Origin of the sequence: Curtobacterium caseinilyticum (assembly GCF_030363035.1) — a bacterium.
In the GTDB taxonomy this organism is placed as follows: domain Bacteria; phylum Actinomycetota; class Actinomycetes; order Actinomycetales; family Microbacteriaceae; genus Curtobacterium; species Curtobacterium caseinilyticum.
This window is the reverse complement of sequence record NZ_JAUCMN010000001.1, coordinates 402,561-428,224: the sequence shown is the minus strand read 5'-3', so window position 1 is coordinate 428,224 and position 25,664 is coordinate 402,561. Positions and strand designations below refer to the sequence as shown.

Here is a 25,664-nt window from a genome sequence, read left to right as displayed (position 1 = left end):
CGTCGTCGGGTCGCGTGCGCCGACCGGGAGGCCCGGGGCGGCGCTGCGACGCCCGTCACGCTACGCAGGTGCCCGGCCGGGCACCAGCGCACCCGCCTCGCGGCGTAACGCGCGTGCCGAAGGCGAGCCGTGCCTCCAGGCCGGACGTGTCCTGGAGGTCCGACGGCGGTGACGGCCCGCGCGGGGTGTCACTTGAACAGCCAGTCCACCTTCGGCTCGAGCAGCCACCGCATGCCGCGCCGGACGAACGGCTGCGCGAGGAACAGGCTCACCGCGCAGGCGAGCAGCACCATGAGCAGCACGTAGGGCCAGGCGGAGTGCTCACCGGCCAGGACCCCGGACTCGCGGATCGGGTACAGGACGAACGTGTGCAGCAGGTAGACGTACATCGTCGCCGCGCCGAAACGCGTCAGCCAGACGGTCCGCCGCGGCACGAGCAGGAGGAACGCCGTCGTGAGCAGTGCCGCGAACAGCATCAGCCCGAAGCGCACGCCACCGGCCCACCACGCGTCCTCGCCGAGCCCGGAGTAGGAGTCGTCGTAGAAGAACCAGTGGTGCAGGTCGAACTGCTCGAACTGCGGGGTGAACAGCGCGCACGCCGCCGCCCAGACGGCGAACAGGAGCGCCGCCGCGATCCTGGTCCGGACGACGATCCGCCGGGGCGCCCGGTACCAGCGGTCGAAGACGCCCCACTGCTTCACCTGCCAGCCGAGCAGGAAGAACGGCAGGAGGCTGATCGCCCGGCTGAGCGACAGCGTCGAGTCGACGTTGTCGAAGTACCCGACGCCGATGCTCAGCACCACCGCCCAGACGAGCGGCCACCGCAGCTGCGCCATGTAGGGCAGGATCAGCCGGAAGATCCCGAGCGCGAGCAGGAACCACAGCGTCCACGTCGGCTTCGTCGGGTTGAACTCCTTGCCGCCCTCGACGATCGCCTGCACCACCGTCCAGATCGTCTGCATGACGATGTACGGCACCACGATGTCGGTGAAGGTGCGCCGCATGCGGGCCGCGGTCGGGGTCGCGGCCGACGAGAAGTACCCGCTGATCACGCCGAAGGCGGGCATGTGGAACGCGTAGATGAACGTGTACAGGGCGAGGGCGTGCTCGCTGCCGGCCGTCTGGCGCTGGATCGCGTGCCCGACGACGACGAGCGTGACCGCCACGAAGCGCGCGGTGTCCCACATCGGGATCCGGCGCGGCGCACGGCCCGGCTCGAGCGGCGCCCCGGGGGTCGAGGGCGCTGGGGGAGCGGCGTCCGTGGTCATGGCCGGTCACGTTACCGGATCGTGACCTGACCGGATCGGTACGCTCGGCTTCGGCTTCGGCTCCGGCTTCGGCTTCGGCTTCGGCTCAGGCATCCCGTCCCGTCTCGTCCCGTCCCGTCCCGTCCGCACCAGGAGGCACCCATGGCACCACGTCCCAACACCACCGAGCGGCTCGCCGTCGTCACGGGCGCGAGCTCGGGCATCGGCGCGGCCACCGTCCGGCTGTTCCGCGCACACGGGTGGCAGGTCCTCGCCGTCGCCCGTCGGCAGGAGAAGCTCGAGGCGCTCGCCGCGGAGACCGGCGCCTCGTTCCTGGTGGCCGACGTGACCGACGCCGACGCGGTGGCGGCGCTCGCCGCCCGCGTCGGGGACCTGGGCGGGGCGGACGTGCTCGTGAACAACGCCGGTGGCGCCCTCGGGTCGGCGAGCGTCGAGGAGTCCGACGTCGACGACTGGCGGGCGATGTTCGAGGTGAACGTGATCGGCACGAAGCGGGTCACCGCCGCGCTGCTCCCGCAGCTCCGCCGTCGTGCGGCCGCCGCCGGAGTCGCGGACGTCGTCACGGTGACGAGCACGGCGGGGCACGTGGCCTACGAGAACGGCGGCGGGTACAACGCCGCGAAGTTCGCCGAGCACGCCCTGGTCGCCGCGCTCCGGCTCGAGCTGAACGGTGAGCCGCTCCGGGTGGTCGAGATCGCGCCCGGGCTGGTGAAGACCGACGAGTTCGCACTCACGCGCTTCCGCGGCGACCGCGAGAAGGCCGAGGCCGTGTACGCGGACGTGCCGGAGCCGCTCGTGGCCGAGGACGTCGCCGCGGCGATCGTGCACGCCGTCGAGCTGCCGTCGCACGTGAACCTCGACCTGGTGACCGTGCGGCCGGTCGCCCAGTCCGCGCAGCACAAGCTCGCCCGCGGTCCCCTCACCCCGCGGAGCTGAGCCGGGCTGCCCGGCCCAGCCTGCTCCCGCGCTCCGCCCTCCGGGTGCAGCCCTCCACCCGGGCGCGCGCCCCGCGTGCCCGCGGACCCGTCCCGGCGCGCGCCCGTGGACCCGTCCCGATGCGCGCCCGTGGAGCCGTCCCGGCGCGCGCGGCGGTGGGTGACGGGTCGCGGCGGCGGCCCGCCTGCCGGTACCGTGGGCGGATGCCGATCAGCAGCGAACCCGGGTCAGCCGCGCAGGCTCCCTCGACCGTGACCGTGACGAGCGGACCCGAGGTGCTCGGTTGGTTGGAGTTCGGCGACGCGGCGCGGCTGCTCGCCAAGGACGTCCTGTCCTCCGGCTTCGAGCCCGAGGTCGTCGTGGCCGTCGCCCGCGGCGGGCTGATCATCGCCGGTGCCGTCGCGTACGCGCTCGGCACGAAGGAGTGCGGGTCGATCAACGTCGAGTTCTACACCGACGTCGAGCAGCGCCTGGACGAGCCCGTGATCCTGTCGCCGGCGCTCGACGCCCCGAGCCTCGCGGGCAAGCGCGTCCTCGTGGTCGACGACGTCTCCGACTCCGGACGCACGCTGCGGCTGGTCGTCGACATCCTCCGCAACGCCGGCGCCGACGTGCGCAGCGCCTGCCTCTACTCGAAGCCGGGTACCGTGCTCGAGCCCGACCACGTGTGGCGCCGCGTCGACGGGTGGATCACCTTCCCGTGGAGCGCCCTCGCCCCGGTGACGGCTGAGTCGTGAGCATCCACCTGGTCGGCGGCGGGCCCCTCGTCGCCGCGGACGTCGCCGCGCCGTTCCTCGCCGAGGCCACCGCCCGGTCCGCCGCGGTCGGTCGGAGCGTGCCCCGCATCGCGCTGCTCTCCGTCGCCGGTCCGACGGGTGCCTCGCCGTCCTCGACCGCCGACGTCGCCGAGGTGCTCGGTGGCGCCCGGCAGGCTGAGGTCCTGGTGACCGAGGTCGCCCCGGGCGAGGTCTTCGCCACGTCCGTCCTCAGCGACGTCGACGCGCTCGTCGTCGGCGGCGGGCGCACCCCGGCCTACCTCGACGCCGTCCAGCCGCTGGTCGACCAGATCCGCCTGCTCGTCTCGGACGGTCTGCCGTACCTGGGGTACTCGGCCGGCGCGATGGTGGCCGCCGACCGCGCCCTCGTCGGCGGGTGGCGCATCGGCGGCGTCGAGGTCTGCCCGCAGGAGGCGTCCGAGGGACTCGACGAGGTCGAGCTCCGCGAGGGCCTCGGGCTCGTCGACCTGACCATCGACGTCCACGCGGTCCAGGCGGGCACGCTCGCGCGGTTGATCGCCGCCGCCGAGGCTGAGTTCGTCACCGCCGGCCTGGCGATCGACGAGGACACCGCGCTGGTCGTCGGCGAGGGTGCCCTCGAGGTCCGTGGCACCGGCAGCGTGTGGCGTGTGGTCGCCGGCGACGAGACCGTCTCCGTCGCCACCATGGGCGCCTAGGCGCGTGCAGCCCCGTCCGCTCGGTGCCCTCGTCGACCCCGGCTGGGCCGAGGCGCTCGCCCCCGTCGAGGACGACGTCCACCGCATGGGCGACTGGCTCCGCGACGAGGTCGCCGCCGGTCGGCACTACCTGCCCGCCGGCGACGTCGTGCTCCGCGCGTTCACGCAGCCGTTCGCGGACGTCAAGGTGCTCGTGGTGGGGCAGGACCCCTACCCGACGCCCGGCCACCCGATCGGCCTCTCCTTCGCGGTCGACCCGCACGTCCGACCCGTGCCCCGCAGCCTGGCGAACATCTACCGCGAGCTGCACGACGACCTCGGTGTGACGCCGCCGCAGCACGGCGACCTGCGCGCCTGGTCGTCGCAGGGCGTGCTCCTGCTCAACCGGGTCCTGACGGTCGAGGCCGGGGCGGCCGGGAGCCACCGCGGCAAGGGCTGGGAGGCCGTCACCGACCAGGCCGTCCGGGCCCTCGTCGCGCGGGGGACGCCGCTCGTCGCGGTGCTCTGGGGGGCGCAGGCCGCGTCCGTCCGCCCGCTCCTCGGCGACACCCCCGTCGTCGCCTCGGCGCACCCGTCGCCGTTGAGCGCGTCGCGCGGGTTCTTCGGCAGCCGACCGTTCTCGCAGGTCGACGCGCTGCTCCGCGAGCAGGGCGCCGAGCCGGTCGACTGGTCCCTGCCGGCCTGACCTGCCGGCCGAGCAGCGAGCCTCGCACTGGACGACGGATCGCGGCTCTCCGGGCGCGAGGACCGTCGCGGGGCGCGAGACTCGTGGCACCGCGAGCCGCCCGCGCGACCGACCCGCCCCGTAGGCTCGGACCGTGCTCGAGGAGGAATACCAGCGGCGGCGGGTCCTGCCCCGCCACCTGCGCGCGCCCGTGCCCGCCGAGGCCGCGTTCACGTACACGATCCGCGCCGCGGAGCCGCGGGACCTGCCCGACGTGCGCGAGATCCACACGCACTACGTCCGGAACTCGTCGGTGACCTTCGACCCGTCGGCGTTCACGTTCGCCCGGTGGAAGCAGCGCTACGACGAGGTGCGTCGGCGTGGGCTGCCGTTCCTCGTCGCCGAGAACCCGTCCGGGCAGATCCTCGGGTACGCGCTCGTCGACCCGTGGAACCCCCGTGACCGGTCGAACCACGTGGTCGAGGACTCGATCTACCTCGGTGCGGCGTCGGGCGGGAAGGGCCTCGGGCGCGCGCTCATGAAGGCCCTGCTCGACGAGTGCCGCACCGCCGGCGTCCGCGAGGTCATCGCGGTCATCGCCGACCGCCAGGCCGAGGCGTCGATCCGGCTGCACGAGCGGCTCGGCTTCGAGGAGGTCGGACGCATGGGGAAGGTCGGCTTCAAGTACGACCGCTGGCTCGGCACGGTCACCATGCGGCTCCGCCTGCGCGGTCCGCGCCGTTTCGCCCGCGGTCGGCGCTGACGCCCCCGTCTCGCCGCTCGCGACCCACGGCCGGACGGGAGGCGCGTGGCGGGGTCGTGCCGCGCCTCCCGGCCGCCACGCTCCGCCCGGACGGGAGGCGCGTGGCGGGGTCGTGCCGCGCCTCCCGGCCGCCACGCTCCGCCCGGACGTCAGGTCGCGGGCGCCTCGGCGATGAACTCGTCGCGGGTCACGCGCAGCAGGGCGGTCGCCGCCTCGCCGGCGGCCGCGACGTCCCCGCCTGCGACGGCCAGCGCGACCGCCTCGTGCCGCAGCGCCGCGTCCCGGGTCCAGCGGGTGATCGTGTCGCGGGACTCCGACGTGCGGGTGCGCAGGAGGGCCTCGACGGTGCCGGCGAAGTGCGTGAACACCGCGTTGCCCGAGCCGGTCAGGAGCGCGCGGTGGAAGCGGACGTCGGCCTCCAGGTAGGCGCGGCTGTCCTCGCGGGCGCAGGCGTCGAGCATGGCACGGGCCGCGTCGAGCACCGCAGCGCCGGCTCCCGCCTCCCCGGCCCGACCGGCGACCAGCGCGGCGGCCACCGGCTCCACCCCGAGCCGGAGCTCCAGGAGTTCCCGCTGCTGCACGAAGTACGCCGGCGACGCCCCGCGCCACCGGATGACCGTCGGAGCCAGGAGTTCCCACGACGACGTCGGCAGCACCTGCGTGCCGACGCGCTGCCGCGGCTCGACGAGCCCGAGCGACTGCAGGACACGCAGCGCCTCGCGGACGACCGAGCGCGACACGCCGAACTCGGTCGCGACGAGCTCCGGCCGCACGACCGCGCCGACGGGCACGGCCCCGTCGACGATGCGCTGCCCGAGCGTCTCGAGCACGTGGGCGTGCAGGCCGCGGGCGGTGGTCATCGTTCCTCCGGTCTGACGGTGGTGGTGGTGGTGGTGGTGGAGTCGGGCTGGACGGGTGACGCGCCGTCGTGACGCGCTCTCCATCGAAGCGGCAGACTGCGCCGCATGGTGCGTGCCGCGCGGCGGTTCGCGGTACAGTCTGATTTATCAGATTATTCGGCGGGGCCGTGCAGGGCGGCTGCGCCGAGCGTCACGACACGCACACGAAGGCGACGGAGCCGCGAGGCCGCGGCTCCAGGAAGGGGCACAGATGCCTCACGCACCCACCGGAGGGACCGCGCCCGTCGACGCGTTCCACGGCCTGACCGTCCTCGCCGCAGAGGGCGGTGGCACCGAGACCGTCGACCCGTCGGGCTCGATCACGCAGCTGGTCGTCGCCGCACTGATCGGCATCGCGGTGATCATCGTGCTCATCACCTGGCTCAAGGTGCACCCGTTCGTCGCGCTGACGATCGGCGCGCTCGGGGTGGGGATCGGCGCCGGTCTGGCGCCCGAGAAGACCGTCACGAGCTTCGGCAGCGGGTTCGGTGCGACGATGACGAGCGTCGGGATCCTGGTCGGTCTCGGCGCGATGTTCGGTCGCATGCTCGTCGACTCCGGGGCGGCGGACCGCGTCGTGGACACCCTGGTCCGGCGGTCGTCGAAGGCGGCGCTGCCGTGGACGATGGCGCTCATCGGCGCGCTGATCGGCCTGCCGATGTTCTTCGAGGTCGGCCTCGTGCTCCTCATCCCCATCATCGTGCTCGTCGCCAAGCGCAGCCAGGTCCCGCTCATGAAGATCGCGATCCCGGCGCTGGTCGGCCTGTCCACCATGCACGCCTTCGTGCCGCCGCACCCCGGCCCGCTGGTCGCGGTGTCGACCGTCGGTGCGAACCTCGGCACGACGCTCGCCTTCGGCATCGTCCTGGCGATCCCGGTCGTCGTGCTGGCCGGTCCGGTGTTCGCCCGGTTCGCCGCGCGCTGGGTCGACGTCCCCGTGCCCGACATGTTCGACTCGCGAGGCTCCGGGCAGTCCGACCCTGCACACGCCGGTCGTCAGGCGCGCCGCGGTCCCGCCACGCAGGACACGGCGTCGCTGCCGAACGGCAAGAGCGACTTCACCCGCGTCATCAGCGAACCGCGCAGCCCGTCCTTCGCGGTGGCGCTCGTCGGCATCCTGCTGCCGGTCGTCCTCATGCTCGCCCAGGCCGTGCGTGAGGCAACCGCGCCGGACGCCGCCGGCGGCTGGGTCTCGCTCCTCGACTTCCTCGGGACGCCGATGATCGCGATCGGCATCGCCACCGTCTTCGCGATGGTCTTCTTCGCGATCGGCGGGGGGATGGACCGCAGCGCGGTCGCGAAGTCCCTCGAGGACGCGCTGCCGCCGATCGCCGGCGTGCTGCTCATCGTCGGTGCGGGCGGCGGCTTCAAGCAGGTCCTCATCGACACGGGCATCGGCGGCGTGATCGCCGACGCGGTGCAGGAGTCCGGCATCTCGGTGCTGCTCGTCGCCTGGGTGGTGTCCGCCCTGGTGCGCGTCGCCACCGGGTCCGCGACCGTCGCGACGGTGACCGCGGCCGGCATCATGGCACCGATCGCCGCCGACCTGTCGACGCCCGAGACCTCGCTCCTCGTGCTCGCGATCGGCGCCGGGTCGGTGTTCCTGTCGCACGTCAACGACGCGGGCTTCTGGCTCGTGAAGGGGTACCTCGGCACCACCGTCGGGCAGACCTTCAAGACGTGGACGGTGCTCGAGTGCCTCATCTCGGTCATCGGCCTGGTCGGGGTGCTCATCGCCGGGGTGTTCCTCTGATGGCGGCCACGGACGCCCGCGTCCTCGTCGTGATGGGGGTCTCCGGCTCCGGCAAGTCGACGCTCGCCGCGACGGTCGCCGAGCGGCTCGGGTGGGCGTTCGCCGAGGGCGACGAGATGCACCCGGCGGCGAACGTCGAGAAGATGCAGGCGGGGACACCGCTCACCGACGAGGACCGCTGGCCGTGGCTCGGGACCATCGCGGGGTGGATCCGGTCGCACCTGGAGGGCGGGGTCCCCGGTGTCGTCACCTGCTCGGCGCTGAAGCGCTCCTACCGAGACGTGCTGCGGGCCCCCGGCGTGGTGTTCGTGCACGTCGCCGGCGACACCGCGCTCATCGAGCAGCGCATGTCCGCCCGGTCGGGGCACTTCATGCCGACGTCGCTCCTCGCCTCGCAGCTGGCGACGCTCGAGCCGCCGCAGCCGGACGAGGCGCACCTCACCGTCTCCGCGGACCGGACGCCGCAGGACGAAGCGGCCGACGTCGTCGCCCGCCTGGGCCTGCACCCGGTCAGCTGAACCAGATCGCGGTCCCCACCGGCAGCTCGGCGAGGGTCTTCGTCATCGCGGCGGAGATCCGGACGCACCCGTGCGAGCTGCCGGTCGGGTCCGGGTAGTAGTGCAGCGCGGTCAGGGCCGCGTTGCCGCCGTACTGGGGGATCCGCGACGAGTGCGCGCCGGTCAGGATGATCGGGTTGCCCTGCGTGTAGGTGACGCGCGTGTCGACGTAGGCGGCCTCGACGTAGGTCGCGGTCGCGGTGGGCGTGGGGTCGTCGGGCGTGCCGAGGCGGCCCGGCTCCGAGGCGGCCACGGTGCCGTCCTTCCGCACGACGGACACCGTCGACGCGGCGACGTCGACGCGGATCATCCGGTCCGTCGGGGCGATCGAGAAGTCGGCGGCACGGGCCCAGGCGAACGTGGCGCTCGGCGCCGTGGGGTCCCCGCCGTCGCCGGGCGTGCGGTTGCGGGCGGGGGTCGAGACGAGCACCATCCCGCCGTCCTCGCCCTCGGACCGGCCCCACACGGCCGTCGCCGCCGGGGTGTCGATCGTGGAGACGGTCGAGGCGAGGGTGGCCACGGGTCGGGCGTCCGGTGACGCCTCGGCGTAGAGGGCGACGAGCGGTTGCTCCGGGGTCGCGATCTCCCAGCGGTCCTCCGGTCGGACGTGGCTGCCGTCGAGGAGCTGCGGCACGACGGCGTCGTGGAAGGCGAGCGGGAGCGCGGCGAGCTCGGCCTCGGACGGCGCCGCGGGGATCCCGGGGAGCGTCGGCGTGGGACTCGGCGTCGGGGTCGGCGTGCTCCGCGCAGCCGTGGTCGCGACGGGTGCAGGTGGCTGCACCGCTGCTCCGATGCCGACGGCGGCGAGTGCGGCGGCTGCCACCGCGCCGATCGTGATGCCCCAGGTCCTGCGTCGCATGTCCCCTCCCACCACCAGTGCACCACATCGCGCCTGCGACGGCACGTGGCGTGCGTGTCGTGGAGCTGGTGGACCGGTTCCCGCCTGACCCGGCGGACACCGAGCGGTCGGCACGATGGGCGCATGGCGATCGACGACTCCCTCGGACTCCTGACCCGCGGCTACGGCTTCGGCGCCCACCTCTGGCGACGCACTCGACCCGGTGCCCGCGCGGTGCCGTTCCGACTGCTCGGGAAGCCCGCCCTGCTCGTCCGTGGTCAGGAGGGCGTCGACCTCTTCTACGACGGCGACCGGACCGCCCGGCACGGCGCGATGCCGGCACTCGTGCAGCGCACCCTGTTCGGCGTCGGCTCGGTGCACTCGCTCGACGGCGACGAGCACCGGCACCGCAAGGCGACCTTCGTCGACGTCGCGTACGAGGACGAGCAGGTCCGCCGGCTCACGCCCTTCCTGTCCGAGGAGTGGTCCCGCGAGCTCGACGCCTGGCTCGACGGCGGACACCGGAGCGCGTACGACGCCGCCGTCGGGGCGATCGGCCGGGCCGTGATGCGGTGGGCGGGGCTGCCCGGCACCGCCGCGGCGAAGACCCGGTGGGCGGCGAAGCTCGCGCAGGTCGTCGACGGTTTCGGCGTGCCGTACTCGCCCGAGTACCTGCTCGCCGTGCTGAACCGGCACTGGTCCGACCGGCACGCCGCCCGGCTCGTCGAGGCCGTCCGCGGTGGTCGGCTCCACCCTGCCGAGGGGACCGCCTTGCACGAGTGGGCGTGGCACCGGGACCAGGAGGGTGCCCTGCTGCCGCCGAGGACCGCCGGCATCGAGCTGCAGAACTCGATCCGACCGGCGGTCGCGGTCGCCCGGTTCGTGGCGTTCGCGGCGAAGGAACTGCACGACCGACCGGAGTGGCGTGCCCGGATCGCCGAGGAGACCATCGGTCGGGCGTCCCTGGTCGACGGTCCCGTCGCCGTCGCGTTCGCACAGGAGATCCGCCGCACCGCGCCGTTCGTGCCGGTGCTGCCGGCATGGGCGACGGAGGACGTCGAGCTCGACGGCGAGCACGTGCGCGCGGGCGGTCGGGTGGTGCTCGACGTCCTCGGCACGGACACCGACGACCGCTCGTGGTCGGAGGCCGACCGGTTCGACCCGGCCCGTTGGCTCGGCGTCGCCGACTGGGACGACGTCGAGGCCGTCCGGACCTTCGTCCCGCACGGCGGCGCGGACGTCGCGACGGGGCACCGGTGCCCGGGGGAGAAGGTCGCCGTCGCAGCGCTGGCCGCCGCGGTCGCGGTGCTGAGCGACCCGCGGCTCGACGTGCTCGACGAGGGGCTCGCCGTCGATCGTCGGCGGATGCCGACGAAGCCGGCGTCGGGGGGTCGGGTGACGCGCCGCGGCGCCGGCGCCGGACGGTCGGGTGGGTGCCCCTTCCACCGGTCGGCGCACTGACCGCACGCGGGGCAGGAGACGGGGTCAGGACGGACGGGAGGCGCGTGGCGGGCCCGCCACCGTCCTCCAGGCTCGGTCGGCGCGCCCCGCGCAACGCTCCGCGTCGCCACTGAGCGGGGCGCGCCCGTCCCTCCCGTCACACCTCCGTGACGCGGCCCGCCTCGACCCGCCACCGGCGGTCCAGCCGGACGGTGTCGAGCATGCGGCGGTCGTGGGTGACGAGCAGCAGGGTGCCGTCGTAGGCCTCGAGGGCCTGTTCGAGCTGTTCGATCGCGGCGAGGTCGAGGTGGTTCGTCGGCTCGTCGAGGACGAGCACGTTCACGCCTCGCGCCTGCAGCAGGGCGAGACCTGCACGCGTGCGCTCGCCCGGGGACAGCGCCGACGAGGGACGGCCGACGTGGTCCGCCTTCAAGCCGAACTTCGCCAGGAGCGTGCGGACGTCGGCGGTGGTCATCTCCGGCACCAGCTCCTCGAACGCCGCGGCGAGGGGCTGCTCGCCGGTGAAGGCGGCGCGCGCCTGGTCGACCTCGCCGACCGCCACGCTGGACCCGAGTGACGCCGAGCCGCTCGTGGGCTGCGTCCGGCCGAGCAGTGCGCGGAGCAGGGTCGACTTGCCGGCGCCGTTCGGGCCGGTGATGCCGATGCGGTCACCGCCGGAGACCTGCAGCGACACCGGGCCGAGCGTGAAGTCGCCCTGCTCGTAGACCGCGTCGGACAGGGTCGCGACGACCGCCGACGACCGCGGGGCGCTGCCGATCGTGAAGGCGAGCTGCCACTCCTTGCGGGGCTCCTCGACCTCGTCGAGCCGGGCGATCCGCGACTCCATCTGCCGCACCTTCTGCGCCTGCTTCTCGCTCGACTCGCTGGCGGCCTTTCGGCGGATCTTGTCGTTGTCCGGGTTCTTCTTCATGGCGTTCCGCACGCCCTGGCTCGACCACTCGCGCTGGGTCCGCGCGCGCGAGACGAGGTCGGCCTTCGTCGCGGCGTACTCGTCGTACGCGTCGCGCTTGTGCTGGCGGGCGATCTCGCGCTCCTCGAGGAACGCCTCGTACCCGCCGCCGAAGAGCCGGTGCGACGACTGCGCGAGGTCGAGCTCGAGCACCGCGGTCACCGAGCGGGCGAGGAACTCGCGGTCGTGGCTGACCAGGACGGCTCCGCCGCGCAGGCCGCGGACGAACTGCTCGAGACGGTCGAGGCCGTCCAGGTCGAGGTCGTTCGTCGGCTCGTCGAGGAGCACCACGTCGAAACGCGAGAGCAGCAGGGCGGCGAGCCCCACGCGCGCCGCCTGCCCGCCGGAGAGCGCCGTCATCAGGCTGTCCGGGCCGACGCCCGCGCCGTCCGCTGTCACGTCGAGCCCCAGTTCGCCGAGCACCACGGGCAGGCGCTCCTCGAGGTCGGCGGCACCCGACGCCAGCCAGCGTTCGAGCGCGACGGAGTACCGTTCGGCGGCGGCGTCCCCGGCGTCCGGGGCGCCGAGGGCCTCGGCGGCCCGGTCCATGTCGGCCGTGGCGTCGGCACAGCCCGTGCGGCGCGCGACGTACGCGGCGACGGTCTCGCCCGCGATCCGCTCGTGCTCCTGCGGGAGCCAGCCGACGAAGGCGTCCGGCGGGTTCGTCGTCACGGTGCCGGCGAGGGGCTCGTCGACCCCGGCGAGCAGCCGGAGCAGGGTCGACTTCCCCGCGCCGTTGACGCCGACCAGGCCGATCACGTCACCGGGGGCGACGGTGAGGTCGAGGCCCTCGAAGAGCGTGCGGGCGGCGTACCCGCCGGCGAGGTCCTTGGCGACGAGCGTGGCGGTCATCCGGCAATCGTCCCACGCCCTGGTCGGGGCTCGGGGCCGGACGGGAGGCACGGTGCCGGCCCGCACCGTGCCTCCCGTCCGGCGGGGCTTCCGTGCACCCGCTGCTGGCAGGATCGAGCCGTGTCGACGCTCATCGTGACCGCCCACCCGGACCCCGACTCGCTGACGCTCGCCGTCGCCCACCGCCTCGAGGCGGCGCTCGACGCCGCCGGCGCGGGCCCGGTGACGGTCGCGGACCTCGCCGCCGAGGGCTTCGACCCCCGCTTCACCGCGGCCGACCGGCACACCTACCGGACCGGCACCGACCCGGCGCCCGACGTCGCCGCCGAGCAGGACCGGCTCGACCGGGCCGACCACGTCGTGCTCGTGTTCCCGGTCTGGTGGTGGTCGGTGCCCGCGCTGCTCAAGGGGTGGCTCGACCGGGTCTTCGTGAACGGGTGGGCGTTCGGCGTGGGGGAGGACGGGTGCATCGACCGGCGACTCGGGCGCCTCACGGTGCACCTCCTGCCGATCGCCGGCGACGATGCCGGGGTGTACGAGCGGCACGGGTACGAGCAGGCACTCCGGACGCAGCTCGAGCACGGCGTGGTGGACTTCTGCGGCGCGGTGCGCGGGACGACGGCCTTCGTGCACGAGTCCGAGCACGAGGACCCCGCCGTGCGCGAGCGGGCCGTGGTGACGGCGGTCGAGCGGGTCGTCGCCGCGGTGCCGGGATGACCAACGGCGTCCGTGCCGTGGTCTTCGACCTGGACGGCACCCTGATCGACCACGCAGGCGCGAGCGCTCATGCCGTGGAGGACTTCCTCCGCCAGGTCGGCGTCGCTGCGACCCCCGCCCTGCTCGACACCTGGGCCGAGGCAGAGGAGCGGCACTTGGAACGGTGGCGCCGCGGGGAGGTCGACTTCGCCGAGCAGCGTCGGGCCCGGCTCGTCGAGGTCCTGCCTGTCGCAGGGATCCGGCCACCGCGCGATCTGCGTGAGCTCGACCTGCTGTTCGGTCGCTACCTCGCCGCCTACCGCGCTGCCTGGCGTCCGTTCGTGGGGAGCGCGGCGCTCCTGCGGGAGATCCGGGACTCCGGCAGGGCGATCGGTGTCCTGACGAACGGGACCGAGGAGCAGCAGCGCGACAAGCTCGTCACCACGGGGCTCGCGGACCTCGTCGACGTCGTGTGCACGTCCGAGCGGATCGGGGCGACCAAGCCGGACCGACGTGCGTTCGAGCGGGTCGCCGACGAGCTCGGTGTCCCGACTGGAGTGTGCCTGTTCGTCGGCGATGACCCGCACCGTGACGTCGACGGGGCACGAGCTGCGGGGATGCGCGCGGTCCTGGTCGATCCGGCACGCGACGGCGACGGCGGCGTCCGGTCCCTCGTGCTCTCTGCCCTGCACGGGGAGTCGGGCAGCGATCCGCGGTGACCGCCCCCTAGCGTGACGACGTGCGCCACCTCCTGCGACTCGACGACTGGACCACCGACGACACCGACGCCGTCTTCGGACTCGCCCGCGAGTACGAGCAGGGGACCGGCCCGGTGCTGGACGGTGCCGCGGCGATGTTCTTCCCCGCGGCCAGCCTGCGCACGAGGGCGTCCTTCGAGCGGGGCGCGGCGCTCGCCGGTCTCCAGCCGATCGTGTTCCCACCGGAGTCCCTCGACAAGGACGAGGCGCACGAGGACGTCGCCCGGTACCTCGCGGAGTTCGTCGACGTGCTCGTCGTCAGACATCCGGAGCTGTCCGTGCTCGAGGCGCTCGCGGCCGTGGACGCGGCGCCGGTCGTGAACGCGATGACGAGCGAGAACCACCCGTGCGAGGTGCTGGCGGATGTCTGGGCACTGACACGTGGGCACGACGTCGGGTCGCTCCGGGTGCGGTTCGTCGGCGCGGACGGCAACATCGCGCGTGCGTGGGCCGAGGCATCACGGCTGTTCGGCTTCGACCTGCTCCAGTGCTGCCCCGAGGGGCTGGCGGCGCCCGGCGTGCGGTGGAGGGACGACCTGGCCGGGGCGGTGGCCGACGCGGACGTCGTCGTGACCGACGGCCCCGGTCGGCACGCCGCTGCGCTCGAGCCCTACCGGGTCACCGTCGACGTCCTGGCACTCGCTCCCGCCGGGGTCCGCTTCGCCCCGTGTCCGCCGTTCGTCCGCGGGCGTGAGGTGACCGCCGATGCCCTCGCGAGCTCGGCCTTCGTGGGGCACGGCGCGAAACGGGCGCTGCTGCCGGTGCAGCAGGCGGTCCTCGCACACTGCCTCGCCTGACGTTGCGCGCCCGTTCCTTCCCACAGCAGATGCGATGCCAAGTGGAACCGGGCGTACCTGGTGGAACAGGAAGACCAGGTACGCCTGGAAGGGCCAGGTACGCCTGGAAGGGCCAGGTACGCGCGGAAGGGCCGGGTACGCCTGGAAGGGCCAGGTACGCGCGGAAGGGCCAGGTACGCCTGGAAGGGCCAGGTACGCGCGGAAGGGCCGGGTACGTCGGGCGGCTACCCCTCGGGGACCGCCACGACGCGGTTCTGGTACGCCCAGACCACGGCCTGCAGGCGCGATCGGACCCCGAGCTTCGGGAGCATCCGCGCCAGGTGCGACTTCACCGTGGACACCTCGACCACGAGCTCCGCCGCGATCTCCTCGTTCGACATCCCCTGCGCCAGGAGCAGCAGCACGTCCCGTTCCCGAGCGGTCAGCAGCTCCGAGGCCCGGCCGCCCGTCACCGGCTGCAGGCTCCGCCGCGACACGAACTCGCGCAGCACCCGCCGCGTGAGGGTCTGGTCGATCGTGCCGTTGCCCGCGGCGACCTGCCGCACGGCGTCGACGATCACGTCCGGCTCGGCGTCCTTGAGCAGGAACCCGGACGCGCCCGCCTCGAGCGCCCCGAACACCAGGTCGTCGAGGTCGAACGTCGTCAGCATCAACACCGGCACGGCGGGGTCGGCACCGGGGGCGCAGAGCTCCCGCGCGACCTCGATGCCGTTCCTCACCGGCATCCGGATGTCGAGCACCGCCACGTCCGGCCGGGTGCGCCGCGCGAGCCTGAGGGCCTCGCCGCCGTCGGCCGCGACGCCGACGACCTCGACGTCGGGCTCCGCCGCGAGCAGCGCCGACACCCCGGCCCGCACGAGCGGTTGGTCGTCCGCCACCAGGACCCGGATCACGGGGTGACCTCCGTCGACTCGCGCGTCAGCTCCAGCGTCACCGACCAGCCTCCCGTCGCCGTCGGACCGGTCTGGAGGCGCGCCCCCACCAGGTCCGCCCGCTCACGCATGCCGCGCAGCCCGTTCCCGCCTGCTGCCGTGCTCCCCGGGACCGGTGCGGTGGGCGCCTCGTTCTCGATGCGGAGCGTCAACTGCTCGGCCCCGCGGTCGTCCACGGTCACCGTCACGACGGCTCCGGGTGCGTGCAACGCGGCGTTCGCCAGCGCCTCCTGTGCGGTCCGGTAGGCGGCGAGCTGCGCCAGGGGACCGACGCCCTCGGCGAGCGGTCGGTCGCCGGGCAGGACCTCGAGTCGCACGTCCGACCGGTACCGGGCCCGCTCCACCAGGTCGACCACCCCGGCGATCGTCTCCACGGCCCGCTCGGCGGGCGCGTCGTCCCGGAGCAGGCCGACCAGCCGACGGAGGTCCTCGAGGACGGCCGTGCTCTGCTCCCGCACCTGACGGACGCCCTCGTGCGCGGCGGCCGGGTCGGTGTCGATCTGCCGGTCGATCACCGCCGACATCAGGGCGATGCCGGACAGGTGGTGCGCGGCGATGTCGTGCAGCTCACGGGCCATCGCCGACCGTTCGCGCGATACCGCGGCATCGACGCGGGCGTCCTGCTCGCGGACCGTGGCCGAGGCCTCGGCGGTCCGGGCGGCGACCTCCGCCTCGCGTGCCGCACGCACGTCGAGACGGGCGCGGACGACGAGGGCCACGACGAGGGGGAGGCCCACGGCGCCGATGGCCTGCGTGACACCCTGCGGCGCGGCGTCGAGCAGCGCGGCCGACACGGGCCGGCCGGACAGCGCCCCGGTGAGGAGGATCCAGTTCGCCGCGGTGCCCGTCGCCACGAGTCCCGCCGCGACGACCAGAGCCGGCCAGAGCCGTCCGATCGGTACCCGCACGGCTGCGAGGACGACGGCGACCACGACCGGGAGCGCCGTCAGGCCGAACAGGTCGCTGCTGTCGCGGGTGGCGGTCACCACGATGACCGGCACCGCGGCGACCGCCACGAGGACGATCCGGGGCGCCCGCCGCGCCGGGAGCAGGACCGCTGACTGCACGAGCAGCCCGAGCGCGAGGAGCAGCCAGGCCGCACCGCCGACCGTCGGGGCGTCGAGGTGCGGACCGACCGTGTCCGGGTCGATCTCGTCGAGGTACGGCAGCCCGAGCAACAGACCGAGCGAGACGACCGCGGTGGCGACCGCGACCAGGACGTCGGTGCGGCGCGTGCGGCGGTCGCCGTCGATCTCCCGCACGGAGCGGGGGTCGGCGGCGACGCGAGCCGCACTCGCTTCAGCGGGTGCCATCGTTCGATCCTACGAGGCGGGCGGAGGCCGAGGTCGGGAGGCGATCCGCGCCTCCCGGCCGACGGTCGTAGCCGAGCCGACCCCGGGTGGCGACCAGCAGGACGGCGGCGGCCACCGTCGACACGATCGCGAGCCCGTGCATCATGGTGCCCGCGGTCATGCCCGGGTACATGTCGGCCCACAGGGTCGAGATGGTGTTGTTCACGCCGACGTGCAGCAGGAGTGCGACCGGCAGGCTCTCACCGGTCCGGTTGAAGACCCAGGTCATCACGACGTTGAAGGTGATCGTGAACAGGGCGAAGACGACCGGTTCCGACCAGTGCGCGTCCGGCCACCCGCCCCAGTCGGACAGGTACAGCGGCATGTGCCACAGCGCCCACAGCGGGCCGAGCACCGCCGCCGCGCCGAGCGGGCCGAAGCGGTCCTGCAGCCGGGGGAGGGCGAAGTCACGCCAGCCGGGCTCCTCCGACAGGCCGGTGGTGAACAGCTGCACCACGAGCCCCGGCACGAGGGCGAGCAGGGCGAGGGCGGTCGGCGCCTGGACGTTCCCGCCCGAGAACGGCAGACCCGTCAGGACGATGAGCGCCGGGACGCCGACCAGGGCCAGCGCGTACCAGTACCAGGACACCCGCCAGCGCCAGAGGCGCCCGACCCAGCGGCGCAGGCCCGGCCGACCGTCGGCCAGCGCCGTCACGACGAAGGCGCCGCCGAGCGGGCCGAGGAGCGCCCCGGGCAGGACGCCGGTGAACTGCGCAGAGCCGAGGAACTCCGGGAAGTGCAGGTCCCAGACGCCCAGGCCGTGCGGACTGAGGATGTAGGGCACCCAGGCGAGCCAGCTGAGGCCGAGTGCCAGGGTGGCGAAGGAGGCGAGCGGGTGGCGGGAGACGAGGCCTCGGACCCCCGTCCGCTCGGGTGCGACGGTGCCGGCGCCGGGCCGGACTTCGGTGGTGTTCGTCATGACGTCGACGCTAGGAACGTCTGCGACCCGGGACGACCGGCGGAGGGACGCACCACCGGGAGTTCCACCGAAGGATGCAAGCCGGACCCGACCCCGCCCGTCGTGCGTAGCGTCGACGTCATGACCACCACCGTCCTCGTCGCCGGCGCCACCGGAGACCTCGGCGCGCGCATCGTCCGCGCGCTCCTCGACCCCGCCCACGATGCGCACGACGTCCACGTCGTCGCCCTGACGCGCTCCGGCTCCTCGCCAGCCGCCGACCGGCTCGCAGCGGTGTCCGACCGGGTGTCCGTCGTCAGCGCCGCCTACGACGACCACGACGCACTCGTGACGGCGCTCGCCGGGGTCGACGTCGTCGTCTCCGTGCTGAGCGGCACCCGCTCCGTGATCGTCGACGCACAGACCGCCCTGCTCCGGGCGGCGGTCGACGCCGGTGTCCCACGTTTCGTGCCCTCGGACTACTCCGCCGACTACCGGTCGATCACGCCCGGCACCAACCGCAACTTCGAGCTCCGCCGCGAGTTCGCGGCGACCGTCGACGCGGCACCGGTCCGCGCGACCTCGGTGCTGAACGGCGCCTTCACCGACATGCTCACGGGCCAGGCGCCGATGATCCTCTTCGACCGCCGGACGGTCCTGTACTGGTCGTCCCCGGACCAGGTGCTCGACTTCACCACGAAGGACGACACCGCACGCGTGACCGCACTCGTCGCACTCGACCCGGACGCCCCGCGGGTCGTCGAGGTGGCAGGGGACCGGGTGACAGCCAGGAGCGTCGCGGAGACCCTCTCGCAGCTGACCGGCACCCGGTTCCGCACGCAGTGGGCCGGGACCGCGGGCACGCTCTCCGCGATGGCCAGGGTGGGCCGGCGCCTGTCCAAGGCCGACGACGACGAACCGTTCCCGGCGTGGCAGGGGATGCAGTACTTCGTGAGCATGTTCAGCGGCGAGGCCGAGCTGCACCACGTGGCGAACGACCGGTACGGGCCGCACGACTGGACGACGGTGCGGGACGTGCTCGCCGCGCACGTGCAGGCCTAGGCTCGGGGACCGTGTTCGAACTCCACCACCTCTCGGCGCAGGAACTCTGGGACTGGATCCGTCGAGGGGACGCGACTGCGCTCGAGGTGACCGAGCACTACCTCGCACGCATCGAACGGCACGACCCTCGACTGGGCGCGTTCGTCACGGTCACCGCCGACGCCGCGCGGGCACGGGCGGAACACCTCGGATCGCTCGTGCCGACCTCGCGACCGCTGTGGGGCCTGCCGACCGCCGACAAGGACCTGTACGACCGAGCCGGGGTCCCGACCCGGCACGGCTCCGCCGCACTGCCCGCGACGCCCGCGACCGTCGACCACCCGCTGGTGGCGGCGCTCGCCGCATCGGGCACGGTGAGCCTCGGCAAGACGACCTCGCCGGAGTTCGGCATGTCATCCTCGTCGGAGACCCGGATCGGTACGACGCGGAACCCGTACGACACCACGCGGGCCCCCGGCGGGTCGTCGAGCGGCACCGCCGTGGCCGTCGCCGCGGGACTGGTCCCCGCGGCCGTCGGGACGGACGGCGGGGGATCGGTCCGCATCCCGGCCGCCGCGACCGGACTCGTCGGGCTCAAGCCGAGCCGGGGTCGCGTGCCGTCGATGCCCGGACGGTCGGGCCTCGGCGGACTGAGCGTCGCCGGGCCGATCACCCGGAACGTCGCCGACGCCGGGATGCTCCTCGACGCCCTCGTGGCACCGACCGGGCTGCCCGAGCCGTCGCCGTACGCGCTCGTCACGCCGGACGTCGGCGAGGGCCCCTTCACGGCCGCCGCCGTCCGGGGCGAGGGACGCTTCGTCGTCGGGCTGCTCGACGGTTCACCGTGGGACGACGCGGTGGACGTCGTGGTCGACCCCGCCGCGCGGGCCGCAGTCGAGACCGCCGTGCGGGTCCTCGGGGAGGTCGGGCACGGCGTCGAGGACGTCGCGATGCCCCGGCTTGCCTACGCCGACGCGTTCCGGGTGGCGTGGGAGTCGGGCGCAGCGGGACTGCCGCGCGTGCCCGGCATCGACCTGACGCAGCTCACCCCGCTCGTGGCGTGGCTGGTGGAGCGGGCAGGGCAGCTGACGGCGACGCGGGTCCTCGACGCGATGGCGACGCTGGACGCCTTCTCCGCCGGGCTGATCGGGGCGTTCGACCGCTTCGACGCCGTGCTCACGCCGACCCTCGCGCTCACCCCGCGGCCGCTGGGGTGGTACGGCGACGATCCCGAGGAGGACTTCCGGCGACAGTGCGCCTACTCGCCCTGGACGTCGATGGCGAACGTGTCGGGGCTGCCCGCGATCACGCTGCCGGTCGGCGTCACCGACGAGGGGCACCCGGACGGCGCCGGCCTGCCGATGGGCGTGCAGCTCATCGGGCGCCCGGGCGGGGAGCGCGTGCTGCTCGCGCTCGGGGCGCAGCTCGAGCGCCGGCTGCGGTGGGAGCGCCGGCACCCGCCGCAGTGGTGACGGCTGGCCAGCGCGGGGTGCTGACGCGGTAGCGACATCGCACGCGTCGATCGACGGGTGTGATGTCGCACGATGCACGCGCACCCGATGCACGCGGATCGAGCGACGTTGCACGTGTCGATCGACACGCGCAACGTCGCGAACCATGCGCCCACGCGGACGGCCCACGCGGCCGCGCGCCCGCCGCGCCAGCCCGCCCGCCCCTACGGCAGCGTCGGCGCCGCCGCCACCAGCGCCCGCGTGACCGGGTGCTGAGGGTCGTCGAGCAGCGACACCGGCCCCTGCTCGACGATCCGCCCCTCGGACAGCACCGCCACGGAGTCGCACAGCCGCTGCACCACGCCGATGTCGTGCGACACGAGCACGAGCGTCAGCCCGAGGTCGTCGGCGAGCGAGCGGAACAGGTCGATCACGCGGGCGCGGACGACGACGTCGAGGGCGCTCATCGGCTCGTCCCCGAACAGGATCCGCGGCGAGTGCACCACCGCACGGGCGATCGCGATGCGCTGCCGCTGCCCGCCCGAGAACTCGTGCGGGTACCGGTCGGCGGCGTCGGCGGGCAGGTCGACGCGCTCCAGGACCGAGGCCACGAGCGAGCGGTGCGACCCGGGCAACCGGAGCGCTCGGAGCGGTTCGGCGACGACCTGGCCGACGCGCATCCGCGGATCGAGCGACGCGTAGGGGTCCTGGAACACCACCCCGGTCTCGCGGCGGAACCAGCGCATGGCGCCCGCGGACGCCGACGCGAGCACCGGACGACCGCCGGCCGACACGGTGCCCGCGGTGGGTGCCTCCAGGCCGGCGAGCAGCCGGACCAGCGTCGACTTGCCCGACCCGGACTCGCCGACGATGCCCAGCCGCGAACCGGCGGCGACCGTCAGGTCGACGCCGTCGACGGCGGTGCGGACCGGCCCCGGCTCGAACGGGCCGCGGCGGGGCAGGCGGTAGGTGCGGTGGAGGCCGCTGGCGCGCAGCGCGTCGGTCACGGGGAACCTCCGGTCAGGCGGGCGGTGGCACGGGCGGCGTCGACGAGTGCCGCCGTCGTCGGGTGCTGCGGCGCGTCGAGGAGCGTCCGGACCGAGCCCTGCTCGACGACACGGCCGTGGTCGAGCACGACCGCCGTGTCGGCGATGCGCGCGAGCACTGCGAGGTCGTGCGTCACGAAGAGCATCCCCGTGCCGCGGTCGGTCGACAGCCGCTCGAACAGTTCCAGGATGCGGGCCTCGGTGGTCACGTCGAGCGCGGTCGTCGGCTCGTCGGCGACGAGGTACGCGGGGGAGCCGGCCATGGCCATCGCGATGCAGATGCGCTGCCGCTGGCCACCGGACAGCTGGTGCGGGTACTGGCGGAGCAGTGACGCCGGGTCGGGCAGACCGACGGCGTCCGCCAGCGCGACGGCTGCCGTGGCCGCAGCGCGACGGTCGAGCCCGCGGTGGAGCCGCAGCGGCTCGGCGACCTGCGCCCCGACCCGCCGGAGCGGATCGAGGGCGGTCGCAGGCTCCTGGAACACCATGCCGATGTCGGACCCGCGGTGGCGTGCGCGGTCCCGGTCGCGCAGGCCGACGAGTTCCGTGCCGTCGAGGCGGATGCTGCCGGTGACCTCGGCACCCGTCGGCTCGAGCCCCATGAGCGCGAGCGAGGTCATCGACTTGCCGGAACCGGAGGCACCGATGACGCCGACGCGTCGGCCGGGAGGCACGGTGAACGTCACGTGGTCGAGCACCGTCCGCCCCGCGATGCGCACGGTCAGGTCGCGCACCTCGAGGCCGTCGCGTCGCGTCGGCGGGGCGGACGCGTCGTCGCGTCGTGCGTTCGGGGCGGTCGCGTCGTCGCTCATGCGGTCACCCCGGGGGTGGTGGTCGTGGTCGACGGCGGTGAGCCGGCGCCGTCCGCCGCGGGGTCACCCGGCGCGGCCCGGCCGCCGCTCGCGCGGTCGCCCGTGGTCAGGCGCGGGTCCGTCGCGTCCCGCACCGCGTCGCCGAGCAGGGAGAGCGCGGCGACGACGAGTGCGATGGCGGCACCGGGCCACGTCGCGCTCCACGGGTGGACCCCGATGTACGTCTGCAGGTCCGCGAGCAGGTTGCCCCACGACGCGGTGTCGGAACCGGCGCCGTAGCCGAGGTACGACAGGCCGGCCTCGGCCAGGACGGCCGTCGCCATCGCCAGCGAGAGCTGCACCGTGAACAGCGGCGCCGCGTTCGGCACCAGGTGCCGCACGAGCACGCCGAGCGGACCGACGCCGGACGCCCGTGCCGCCACCACGTAGTCGCTGCGGGCGATGCGGCGGATCTCCCCGCGCGCGACCCGGGCGATCGTCACACCGAACGACAGGCCGACGCTCACCACCACGACGCCGAGCGACCCGCCGAACACCGCCGTCAGGAGCATCGCGGTGAGCAGGGTCGGGAAGGCGACGAGGATGTCGAGGAGGACGGCCGTGCCCTCGCGGACCCAGCGCGCGGTCAGCGACCCGACGGCGGTCAGGACGATCCCGACCACGCTGGCGACGACCCCGGAACCGACCGCGACGAGCACGGTCGTCCGGGTGCCGGCGAGCAGGTAGCTGGCGATGTCGCGCCCGGAGGCGTCGGTGCCGAACCAGTGTGCGGCGCTCGGCGCTGCCCACTGCCGGAACGGGTCGGTGCGGAAGGGGTCCTGGGGCGTCCACACGAGCGAGACCGCGGCCAGCACCACGAGGACCGTGAGCACGACCACGGCGAAGCACCCGGTCGGTCGGGCGAGCAGGCGGCGGATCACTCGCCCACCTCGCGCTGGCGTGGGTCGAGCGAGCGGTGCACGACGTCGACCGCGAACCCGACGAGCAGCACCAGGCCGGTCAGCACGAGCAGCTCGGACTGCACCTTCGTGACGTCACGGCGTCCGACGTCGGTGACGAGCATGCGGCCGACCCCTGGCAGCGAGAACAGCTGTTCGACGACGACCGCGCCGACCAGGAGTCCGGCGATCTGCACGCCGAGGACCGCCAGCACGGTCAGGGCCACCGAGGGCAGCCCGTGCCGCAGGAGCGCCCGCGTGCGGGTGAGCCCGATCGCGGCGGCGGTGCGCACGTGGTCGGCGTCGAGCACGGACAGCGTGGCCGAACGGGTGAAGCGGAGGATGACGGCGCCCTCGACCGCGCCGATCGTCAGGGCCGGCAGCACGAGTGACGAGAACGCCCGACCGGGTTCGTCCCAGCCGTCGAGCGGGAAGCCCTGCGTCGGCAGCCAGTGCAGGGTGACGGCGAAGAGCGCGATGAGGAGCATGCCCGCCCAGACCACCGGGACGGCGGCGACTGCCTGCGCCACGAACCCGATCGCCGCGCCGCCGGCACGCCGTCGGAGGACCGCGGCGAGGACCCCGAGCGGCACCCCGAGCACGAGCGCGGCGACGAGCGACATCCCGGCGAGCGGCAGGGTCACGGCGAGCTTCTGGGCGATCTCCGGGCCGACGGCGCCGTTCGTCACGAGCGAGCGACCGAGGTCGCCGTGGAGCACCCCGCCGATCCAGTCGAGGTACTGGACGACGACGGGTCGGTCGAGCCCGAGCTGCTGCCGGAGATGCTCGACCTGCGCGGGGGTCGACTGCGTGCCGGCGACGACCTGCGCGACGTCGCCGGGGAGCACCCGCAGCGTGGCGAACACGATGATGCTCGCCACGAGCAGGCCGACGACGAGCAGGAGCACTCGCCCGACGAGGAACCGGGTCACGTCCCCGATGCTACGGGGGTCCGGCCGTCGTCACGTGGCGACGGGCTCACCCGACGGCCAGCTTCGACAGGTCGAGCCGCGAGTTGCCGCCGTCGACCGGGAACCCGGTGACGCCCTCGCGGACGGCCGTGATCTCGGTCGCGGTGTACAGCCACTCGCCGGCGGCGTCCTCGCTGACGATCCGCGCGGCCTTCCGCAGCGCCTGCTCCTTCTCGGTCTGCGAGGTCGTCGCGATCGACTCGGCGTAGAGCCGCTGCACCTCGGGGTTGTCGTAGCCGAAGTAGTAGTCCGGGTTCGCCCAAATGCCGAAGTCCCGCGCCTCGACGTGGTCGACCATCGAGAGCTGGAAGTCCTTGTCCTGGAAGACCTGCGACAGCCAGGTGGCGAAGTCGACGCGCTGCACCTTCAGCGTGATGCCGACGTCGGCGAGCTGCGACTTCAGCACGTCACCGATGGCCGCCGGGTAGACGTTCGCGTAGGTCAGCGTGAGGTCGAGGTCCGACTCGCCGGCCTCGGCGAGCAGCTTCTTCGCGTTGTCGGGGTCGTACGCGTCGATGGACGTCAGGTCCTCGTAGCCCGGGTCGAGCTCCGGGATCGGCCCGCCCTGCTCGACGCCGGTTCCGCCGATGGCCTTGATGAGCGCCTTCGGGTCGATCGCCTGCCGGATCGCGCGCCGCACGCGCTCGTCCGTGAACGGCGCCTCCGCGTCGTTGAACGCCAACGTGTACTTGTCCGTCGTCTTGCCGCGGTGGAGCGTGACGTCCTGGTTGCCCTGCAGCTGGGTCTGCAGTGTGCCGTCGACGGGGTTGAGCACGTCGAGGTCGCCGTTCGCCATCGCGTTGACCGCCGTCGACGGGTCGGTGATGTAGCGGAAGACGATCTTCCCGACCTTCGGCGCGGTGCCCCAGTAGTCGTCGTTGCGGGTGAAGGTGAGCGAGTCGCCCTGCTTCCACGACGAGACCTCGAAGGGGCCGGTGCCGTTCGCGCTGTCGGACAGGTCGTTGGTCGCAGCCTGCTCGAGCACGAGGCCCGCGCGACCGGTCAGGTTCCAGAGCAGGTCCGAGTCGGGCTCCGCCAGCCGCAGCTCGACGACGCCGTCCGAGGGCGAGGTGATCGAGGTGACCCCGGCGAGCTTGGCGGAGTCGACGTACGAGTCGTCGCCCTTGACCTGCTGCAGCGACCAGACGACGTCGGCGGCGGTGACCGGCTTGCCGTCCTGGAACGTCGTGCCCTTCCGCAGGGTGAACGTGTACGTCCTCCCGTCCGACGACACCTCGTGCGCCGATGCGAGGACGTCGCGGATCTCCCCGTCGGCGGTCCGGCCGACCAGGCCCTGGTACACGTTGTCGATGAGCACCTGGTCGAGCGCGGCACCGGACTGCTTGCGGATGTCGAGGCTCGTCGGCTCGAGCACGAGACCGACGCGCACGGTGGCGTCGGCGCCGCCGCGGTCGTCGGAGGAGCCGGAGCAGGCGGAGAGCGTCAGCGCGGACACGACGGCGACCGCGGTGGCGGCCAGGGCGAGGCGGACCGAGCGGGTTCCCCGACGGGTACCGGGACGGGTGCGGGTCCCGGTACGGGGGAGGAGCGGACTCATGGGTGTGGGTTCCTTCCGGGC

Annotated in this window: 25 protein-coding genes; 13 read left to right on the top strand and 12 right to left on the bottom strand. The window is 74.0% G+C overall.

What is annotated here, in order from left to right:
• Window positions 1-188: 188 nt before the first annotated feature.
• Window positions 189-1,268: an acyltransferase family protein gene (locus QUG93_RS01945; RefSeq protein ID WP_289471922.1), complete on the bottom strand. Its 1,080-nt coding sequence runs from the start codon at window positions 1,266-1,268 to the stop codon at window positions 189-191.
• 141 nt (window positions 1,269-1,409) lie between these two features.
• Here QUG93_RS01945 and QUG93_RS01940 point away from each other — a divergent pair, with 141 nt between their 5' ends.
• From QUG93_RS01940 to QUG93_RS01920, 5 genes are all read left to right on the top strand, one after another.
• Window positions 1,410-2,204 (top strand): SDR family oxidoreductase, encoded by a 795-nt coding sequence (locus tag QUG93_RS01940; protein WP_289471921.1) that lies wholly within the window; start codon window positions 1,410-1,412, stop codon window positions 2,202-2,204.
• Window positions 2,205-2,407: 203 nt separating this feature from the next.
• Window positions 2,408-2,941, top strand: a complete 534-nt coding sequence (locus tag QUG93_RS01935; RefSeq protein ID WP_289471920.1) for a phosphoribosyltransferase — start codon at window positions 2,408-2,410, stop codon at window positions 2,939-2,941.
• Window positions 2,938-3,657: a Type 1 glutamine amidotransferase-like domain-containing protein gene (locus QUG93_RS01930; protein WP_289471919.1), complete on the top strand. Its 720-nt coding sequence runs from the start codon at window positions 2,938-2,940 to the stop codon at window positions 3,655-3,657. Before QUG93_RS01935 ends, QUG93_RS01930 begins: the two co-directional genes overlap by 4 nt.
• Window positions 3,658-3,661: 4 nt before the next feature.
• Window positions 3,662-4,342 (top strand): uracil-DNA glycosylase, encoded by a 681-nt coding sequence (locus QUG93_RS01925; RefSeq protein ID WP_289471918.1) that lies wholly within the window; start codon window positions 3,662-3,664, stop codon window positions 4,340-4,342.
• A gap of 133 nt (window positions 4,343-4,475) precedes the next feature.
• On the top strand, window positions 4,476-5,084 hold the full coding sequence (locus tag QUG93_RS01920; protein ID WP_289471917.1) for a GNAT family N-acetyltransferase: 609 nt from the start codon (window positions 4,476-4,478) through the stop codon (window positions 5,082-5,084).
• A gap of 149 nt (window positions 5,085-5,233) precedes the next feature.
• Here the strand turns inward: QUG93_RS01920 and QUG93_RS01915 are convergent, their stop codons facing one another.
• Complete coding sequence (locus QUG93_RS01915; protein ID WP_289471916.1) at window positions 5,234-5,944, bottom strand: FadR/GntR family transcriptional regulator; 711 nt, start codon at window positions 5,942-5,944, stop codon at window positions 5,234-5,236.
• A 250-nt stretch (window positions 5,945-6,194) separates the two neighbouring features.
• On the opposite strand from QUG93_RS01915, the gene QUG93_RS01910 reads away from it, so the two are divergent.
• Together QUG93_RS01910 and QUG93_RS01905 are read left to right on the top strand one after the other, a co-directional pair.
• Window positions 6,195-7,736 (top strand): GntP family permease, encoded by a 1,542-nt coding sequence (locus tag QUG93_RS01910; protein WP_289471915.1) that lies wholly within the window; start codon window positions 6,195-6,197, stop codon window positions 7,734-7,736.
• Complete coding sequence (locus QUG93_RS01905; protein ID WP_289471914.1) at window positions 7,736-8,254, top strand: gluconokinase; 519 nt, start codon at window positions 7,736-7,738, stop codon at window positions 8,252-8,254. Before QUG93_RS01910 ends, QUG93_RS01905 begins: the two co-directional genes overlap by 1 nt.
• Here the strand turns inward: QUG93_RS01905 and QUG93_RS01900 are convergent.
• Window positions 8,247-9,152: a L,D-transpeptidase gene (locus QUG93_RS01900; protein WP_289471913.1), complete on the bottom strand. Its 906-nt coding sequence runs from the start codon at window positions 9,150-9,152 to the stop codon at window positions 8,247-8,249. The two genes, QUG93_RS01905 and QUG93_RS01900, sit on opposite strands and share 8 nt — an antisense overlap.
• A 123-nt stretch (window positions 9,153-9,275) precedes the next feature.
• Here QUG93_RS01900 and QUG93_RS01895 point away from each other — a divergent pair, with 123 nt between their 5' ends.
• Window positions 9,276-10,592, top strand: a complete 1,317-nt coding sequence (locus tag QUG93_RS01895; RefSeq protein ID WP_289471912.1) for a cytochrome P450 — start codon at window positions 9,276-9,278, stop codon at window positions 10,590-10,592.
• Between the two features lie 136 nt (window positions 10,593-10,728).
• Here the strand turns inward: QUG93_RS01895 and QUG93_RS01890 are convergent, their stop codons facing one another.
• Window positions 10,729-12,393 carry an ABC-F family ATP-binding cassette domain-containing protein gene (locus QUG93_RS01890; protein ID WP_289471911.1) on the bottom strand — a complete coding sequence of 555 codons (1,665 nt, stop codon included), beginning with the start codon at window positions 12,391-12,393 and terminating at the stop codon, window positions 10,729-10,731.
• Between the two features lie 120 nt (window positions 12,394-12,513).
• Here QUG93_RS01890 and QUG93_RS01885 point away from each other — a divergent pair, with 120 nt between their 5' ends.
• From QUG93_RS01885 to QUG93_RS01875, 3 genes are read left to right on the top strand one after another with little or no spacing between them, the layout of a single operon-like run.
• Entirely contained in the window at window positions 12,514-13,110 is a 597-nt protein-coding gene (locus QUG93_RS01885) for an NAD(P)H-dependent oxidoreductase (RefSeq protein ID WP_289471910.1), read from the top strand.
• Complete coding sequence (locus QUG93_RS01880; protein WP_289471909.1) at window positions 13,107-13,808, top strand: HAD family hydrolase; 702 nt, start codon at window positions 13,107-13,109, stop codon at window positions 13,806-13,808. Before QUG93_RS01885 ends, QUG93_RS01880 begins: the two co-directional genes overlap by 4 nt.
• 20 nt (window positions 13,809-13,828) lie before the next feature.
• Window positions 13,829-14,644, top strand: a complete 816-nt coding sequence (locus QUG93_RS01875) for an ornithine carbamoyltransferase (protein ID WP_289471908.1) — start codon at window positions 13,829-13,831, stop codon at window positions 14,642-14,644.
• A 224-nt stretch (window positions 14,645-14,868) separates the two neighbouring features.
• Here QUG93_RS01875 and QUG93_RS01870 read toward each other — a convergent pair whose 3' ends face one another.
• Genes QUG93_RS01870 through QUG93_RS01860 form a run of 3 tightly spaced genes read right to left on the bottom strand, consistent with a single transcriptional unit; the run spans window position 14,869 to window position 17,847 of the window.
• On the bottom strand, window positions 14,869-15,537 hold the full coding sequence (locus tag QUG93_RS01870; RefSeq protein WP_289471907.1) for a response regulator: 669 nt from the start codon (window positions 15,535-15,537) through the stop codon (window positions 14,869-14,871).
• Entirely contained in the window at window positions 15,534-16,889 is a 1,356-nt protein-coding gene (locus QUG93_RS01865; RefSeq protein WP_289471906.1) for a sensor histidine kinase, read from the bottom strand. The genes QUG93_RS01870 and QUG93_RS01865 overlap by 4 nt, the downstream gene beginning before the upstream one ends.
• Complete coding sequence (locus QUG93_RS01860) at window positions 16,876-17,847, bottom strand: CPBP family intramembrane glutamic endopeptidase (RefSeq protein ID WP_289471905.1); 972 nt, start codon at window positions 17,845-17,847, stop codon at window positions 16,876-16,878. Before QUG93_RS01860 ends, QUG93_RS01865 begins: the two co-directional genes overlap by 14 nt.
• Window positions 17,848-17,967: 120 nt before the next feature.
• Here QUG93_RS01860 and QUG93_RS01855 point away from each other — a divergent pair, with 120 nt between their 5' ends.
• Together QUG93_RS01855 and QUG93_RS01850 are read left to right on the top strand one after the other, a co-directional pair.
• On the top strand, window positions 17,968-18,888 hold the full coding sequence (locus QUG93_RS01855; RefSeq protein ID WP_289471904.1) for an NmrA family NAD(P)-binding protein: 921 nt from the start codon (window positions 17,968-17,970) through the stop codon (window positions 18,886-18,888).
• A gap of 11 nt (window positions 18,889-18,899) precedes the next feature.
• Window positions 18,900-20,339, top strand: a complete 1,440-nt coding sequence (locus QUG93_RS01850; protein WP_289471903.1) for an amidase — start codon at window positions 18,900-18,902, stop codon at window positions 20,337-20,339.
• 203 nt (window positions 20,340-20,542) lie between these two features.
• On the opposite strand, the gene QUG93_RS01845 is transcribed toward QUG93_RS01850, so the two are convergent.
• The 5 genes from QUG93_RS01845 to QUG93_RS01825 are packed head-to-tail and all read right to left on the bottom strand — an operon-like array spanning window position 20,543 to window position 25,643.
• Window positions 20,543-21,325, bottom strand: coding sequence for an ABC transporter ATP-binding protein (locus QUG93_RS01845; protein ID WP_289471902.1), 783 nt, complete (start codon window positions 21,323-21,325; stop codon window positions 20,543-20,545).
• Window positions 21,322-22,176 carry an ABC transporter ATP-binding protein gene (locus QUG93_RS01840; protein WP_289471901.1) on the bottom strand — a complete coding sequence of 285 codons (855 nt, stop codon included), beginning with the start codon at window positions 22,174-22,176 and terminating at the stop codon, window positions 21,322-21,324. Before QUG93_RS01840 ends, QUG93_RS01845 begins: the two co-directional genes overlap by 4 nt.
• Window positions 22,173-23,096, bottom strand: a complete 924-nt coding sequence (locus QUG93_RS01835; RefSeq protein ID WP_289471900.1) for an ABC transporter permease — start codon at window positions 23,094-23,096, stop codon at window positions 22,173-22,175. The genes QUG93_RS01840 and QUG93_RS01835 overlap by 4 nt, the downstream gene beginning before the upstream one ends.
• On the bottom strand, window positions 23,093-24,046 hold the full coding sequence (locus tag QUG93_RS01830) for an ABC transporter permease (protein ID WP_289471899.1): 954 nt from the start codon (window positions 24,044-24,046) through the stop codon (window positions 23,093-23,095). The genes QUG93_RS01835 and QUG93_RS01830 overlap by 4 nt, the downstream gene beginning before the upstream one ends.
• Before the next feature lie 46 nt (window positions 24,047-24,092).
• Entirely contained in the window at window positions 24,093-25,643 is a 1,551-nt protein-coding gene (locus tag QUG93_RS01825; RefSeq protein WP_289471898.1) for an ABC transporter substrate-binding protein, read from the bottom strand.
• Window positions 25,644-25,664: the final 21 nt, after the last annotated feature.

Coding starts and splice junctions, on each gene's coding strand:
- QUG93_RS01895 (WP_289471912.1), top strand. CDS start 9,276: ATGGCGATCGACGACTCCCTCGGACTCCTGACCCGCGGCTACGGCTTC.
- QUG93_RS01915 (WP_289471916.1), bottom strand. CDS start 5,944: ATGACCACCGCCCGCGGCCTGCACGCCCACGTGCTCGAGACGCTCGGG.
- QUG93_RS01865 (WP_289471906.1), bottom strand. CDS start 16,889: ATGGCACCCGCTGAAGCGAGTGCGGCTCGCGTCGCCGCCGACCCCCGC.
- QUG93_RS01860 (WP_289471905.1), bottom strand. CDS start 17,847: ATGACGAACACCACCGAAGTCCGGCCCGGCGCCGGCACCGTCGCACCC.
- QUG93_RS01905 (WP_289471914.1), top strand. CDS start 7,736: ATGGCGGCCACGGACGCCCGCGTCCTCGTCGTGATGGGGGTCTCCGGC.
- QUG93_RS01935 (WP_289471920.1), top strand. CDS start 2,408: ATGCCGATCAGCAGCGAACCCGGGTCAGCCGCGCAGGCTCCCTCGACC.
- QUG93_RS01825 (WP_289471898.1), bottom strand. CDS start 25,643: ATGAGTCCGCTCCTCCCCCGTACCGGGACCCGCACCCGTCCCGGTACC.
- QUG93_RS01880 (WP_289471909.1), top strand. CDS start 13,107: ATGACCAACGGCGTCCGTGCCGTGGTCTTCGACCTGGACGGCACCCTG.
- QUG93_RS01840 (WP_289471901.1), bottom strand. CDS start 22,176: ATGAGCGACGACGCGACCGCCCCGAACGCACGACGCGACGACGCGTCC.
- QUG93_RS01910 (WP_289471915.1), top strand. CDS start 6,195: ATGCCTCACGCACCCACCGGAGGGACCGCGCCCGTCGACGCGTTCCAC.
- QUG93_RS01945 (WP_289471922.1), bottom strand. CDS start 1,268: ATGACCACGGACGCCGCTCCCCCAGCGCCCTCGACCCCCGGGGCGCCG.
- QUG93_RS01940 (WP_289471921.1), top strand. CDS start 1,410: ATGGCACCACGTCCCAACACCACCGAGCGGCTCGCCGTCGTCACGGGC.
- QUG93_RS01890 (WP_289471911.1), bottom strand. CDS start 12,393: ATGACCGCCACGCTCGTCGCCAAGGACCTCGCCGGCGGGTACGCCGCC.
- QUG93_RS01855 (WP_289471904.1), top strand. CDS start 17,968: ATGACCACCACCGTCCTCGTCGCCGGCGCCACCGGAGACCTCGGCGCG.
- QUG93_RS01900 (WP_289471913.1), bottom strand. CDS start 9,152: ATGCGACGCAGGACCTGGGGCATCACGATCGGCGCGGTGGCAGCCGCC.